This is a genomic window from Binatus sp. (SeqCode) (assembly GCF_036522015.1).
Classification (GTDB): Bacteria; Desulfobacterota; Binatia; order Binatales; family Binataceae; genus Binatus.
The window spans coordinates 1-3,497 of sequence record NZ_DATDGQ010000052.1 but is presented as its reverse complement, the minus strand read 5'-3'; the positions used below and the strand labels follow the sequence as shown (position 1 = coordinate 3,497).

Annotated in this window: 3 protein-coding genes; 1 reads left to right on the top strand and 2 read right to left on the bottom strand. The window is 61.0% G+C overall.

Features of this window, described 5'->3' with window-relative positions:
• Window positions 1-656: 656 nt before the first annotated feature.
• On the top strand, window positions 657-1,169 hold the full coding sequence (locus tag VIW95_RS02325; RefSeq protein ID WP_331583632.1) for a gluconokinase: 513 nt from the start codon (window positions 657-659) through the stop codon (window positions 1,167-1,169).
• Here the strand turns inward: VIW95_RS02325 and VIW95_RS02320 are convergent.
• Both VIW95_RS02320 and VIW95_RS02315 read right to left on the bottom strand, forming a co-directional pair.
• Entirely contained in the window at window positions 1,156-2,493 is a 1,338-nt protein-coding gene (locus VIW95_RS02320) for an MFS transporter (RefSeq protein WP_331583630.1), read from the bottom strand. The two genes, VIW95_RS02325 and VIW95_RS02320, sit on opposite strands and share 14 nt — an antisense overlap.
• A gap of 94 nt (window positions 2,494-2,587) precedes the next feature.
• The coding region (locus VIW95_RS02315) for a choice-of-anchor D domain-containing protein (RefSeq protein WP_331583628.1) at window positions 2,588-3,497 on the bottom strand (910 nt) is incomplete at its 5' end.

Here is a 3,497-nt window from a genome sequence, read left to right as displayed (position 1 = left end):
TTCGACGGCTCGTTGCAGTGGCAGTCCGCCGAGACCATCAGGTACTTGTCGGGGTCGTCGGGGCGCGCCGAGCGCTTCCATCCCGAATGCCCGGGAGTCTCGAGTCGCCAGCGGTTGGGTTCGTTGATTTCGCTGATATTTGCGCCTGACATTACGATACCTCCGAAGCGGCACTTCGAATCGCTAACATCCGTATGTTAGACGGACCCAGCGAACTGTCAAGGAAGCGTTGTACTCGGTCGCGCAGGCTGGTCACGCGGTGGGCGATGGTCAAATGGAAGTGCAATTCCTGGAGGATCGAATACAGTCGGAAAAGCATTTTCATACCATTACTTGTGGTTTCGGGACGGTTGTACGCCAAGGGTAGTTTTGTTCCGTCAAAAATTGTTTTTGAAGAAAACAGGCTCCGCTCGAATTCGGGTGAACGAAGGGCACGTGTGACGGTTGTCATAGGTTATAAGTAGCACGTCGAGTCGGCTCGCATCAGGCTGAAAAGTTCATCCTGCGAATCGAAAGCATTAAAGAGCAGAGGCAGAATCTTGAATCGCGCGCGAATGAGCGCGCTGTATAAGGACCCTCACCTTCGATCCTCTCCCTTACAGGGAGAGGGGAAGAACAGCGAGCCGGGTGATACATAGATCGCCTCAGGAAGTGCGATGGTCGTAGTTGTTATGGGAGTGACGGGGGCCGGGAAGACTACGGTTGGGCGTGCGCTCGCGGCGGCGCTTGGGTGGGAGTTTCACGATGGGGATGACCTGCATAGCGCGGCGAGCAAGCTCAAGATGCATCGCGGAATCGCGCTCGATGACGCCGATCGCGCGCCGTGGCTGAGCGCGATTCGGGAGTTAATCCTGGTGATGTTGTCGGAGGGTCGCAATGGAGTCGTCGCGTGCTCCGCGCTTAAACAATCGTACCGTGACGAGATAGTCGTGGATCCGAACTCGGTAAAGGTCGTCTATCTGAAGGGTTCGAAAGAGGTGATCGCCGACCGGCTGCGCAATCGAGGCGGTCATTTCATGAATCCGGATCTGCTGCAGAGCCAGTTCGACACGCTCGAGGAGCCGCGCGATGCGATCGTCGTCGATGTCTCAGCCACTCCGAAAGCCATCGTGAATGAAATCATCGCCCGACTCGGGCGCGAGCCTGGCGGGCGATCTAGTCGGAAGTGATTGGCGGCGCCTCTCCCACGCTCGGCGAGAGTTCCTCCAGAGTTTTGCCGCGAGTCTCTGGGACAAACCAAACTACGAGCACGACACCGAGGATCGGCCCGGCCGCAAAGATCGAGGCGGCGTTGCCCAAACCGCCGAGCTGTGCGGAGAGCAGGCCGATAACCACCGGAGACAGCATCCAGCAGATCTGCCCAATCACCTGCACGCACAGGCTGTAGCCGGTTGCCCGGATCGCAGTGGGAAACAACTCGGTCGAGAGCGCTGAGGTTGCGGTGCGCGCCGCCTGGTAGGCAAACATCGTGACGACTTCGCTCGCGAGGATTGCGCCGTAAGTGTCGCTGGTGAACAGCGCGTACATTGCGGCCGCCGACAACAGATAGAAAAAGCTGGTGGTGAACTTTCGCCCCAGCCGGTCCATCAGAAAACCGCTCAACATGCTGCCGATCGCGCCCATCGCGTAGGCCAGAATTATCGCCGCGGCGACCTGGTGCGATTTCCAGTGATGATCGCGTTTGGCGTAGAGGCTGAAGTAGGTAACCGTCGGGCCGCCGATTAGTCCGATCGAGTTCCAAAGTCCGGCCACTACCAGCAGGCGCGAGCGGTACGGCCCGGCGAGGGGAATCAGGCAATTGCGAATCGACGTCCAGAACCTGGGGCGCGCCTGACCGGCCGCGGTGCGCGCCCGTTCGAGCGCATTGAAGCGGGCAGTCTCGCGCAGACCGCGCCGCAAAAACGCGACCATCACCAGGGGCGCGATCCCGAGCATGTACATGCCACGCCATCCCCAGCTCGATTCCGCCATGAGCGCGTAGGTGAGAGCAGCGGCAGTCACGCCGAGAAATGCGACCATGTGCAGCGCCGCGATCGCGCGCCCGCGACGCGCGTCGGGGAATTCCTCGCTGATCATAGTGACCGCAACCCCGAACTCCGCGGCAAGGAAGATCTGGGATGCGCTTTGAAAGATCGTAAACGAGCCCACGCCTGTCGAAAGCGCGGTGAACAAAGTAAGTACCGTGTAACAGAGCACGGTCACGGAGATGATCGGTTTGCGACCGTAACGATCGGCGAGGATTACGACGAAGAAGGACAGCATCCCGCCAAAGCGCACGATCGTCGCCATCAGCCCGATGGCGGGATCGGCCAGGTGAAAGGTCCGCGCGATCTCGGGCGTCGCCAGGTGGAAGATGGTGATGTCGTAGCCTTCGAAAATCGTGGCCGACATCAGCATCGCGAACAGTGCCGCGAGATAGCGCCGGGGTCGCGGGATCCACGACGCTACTTTCGGCTGTTCAGTCGAGCTGCTGTTTGGTTGGGCGGCCTGCATCGCGATGACTGCGCCGCGCGAGGCGGCGCGTCAATTCGCTAGGGTTTCAGATCGTGAAACCTCCAGCAAGCCGGACTCCGAGGCCGCGCTTTTTCTATTTCGAGCTGCCGAAGAGCTTTACGTGTTGCGGGCTGTCGGCGGCGTCGTTCTGGAGTTCGAGGGTGCCGTGGCATTTGCCGTGTTTGTGCGGAGCAAACTCGACGGAGATCGTGCAGGTTCCGCCGTTCGCCGCAAGCGTCGTGCACGTGTTTGCGGTCACGTTGAACGGCGGAGTGGCTGCAGGCGCGGTGGTGAACGAGATCGGCGCCGGACTGTCGTTGACCAGCGTAATGCTGTGAGCGGAGCTCACGGCGTCGGCTGCTACCGGTTCGAAGCTTAGCGATTTCGGGTGCGCCTTCATCTTAGGGGCGACGCCTTTGCCCTTCAGCTTGATTGAGCGCACGCCGAACATGGCGTTGCTGCTCAACTGCAGCCGCCCATTTTGTTTTCCCTTCACGGTGGGAGCCGATGCGACTGAGATCGTGCATGAGCCGCGGGGGGGCATCACCGACGGGCAATCGCTCGAGGTCACGACGAATCCACTACTCACCGTCGGGGGTGCGAGGATCACTGAAAGCAGCCTAGCGGTGTTGCTCACCCTTACTTTTGCCGGCTGGCTCTGCTGGCCCACCACCTGGCTCGAGAACGAGAGCGTCGTCGGGTTGGCGTTGAGCGTTGCGAAGACCGGGCTCGGGGACGCGGTCGGCGTGGCTGTCAACGTCGGGTTGGGTGTGGCAGTAGCGGTCGTCGTGCTGGACGCGGTGGGCGTCGGCGAGGCACTCGGCGTGGCGGTCGCGGTGGTAGTCGCGGTTGGGGTTGGCGTCGGAGCGCCTCTGCCACCGGGGAACAATCCGAACACCGCGAGTTGCGTCTGCGTTCCCATGTAAACCGAGCCGTTGGCTACCGTGGGCACGGTGAACTTCACCGCGAGCCCGGGATGGTCAGCGCTGAACTGGTTGCTGTTG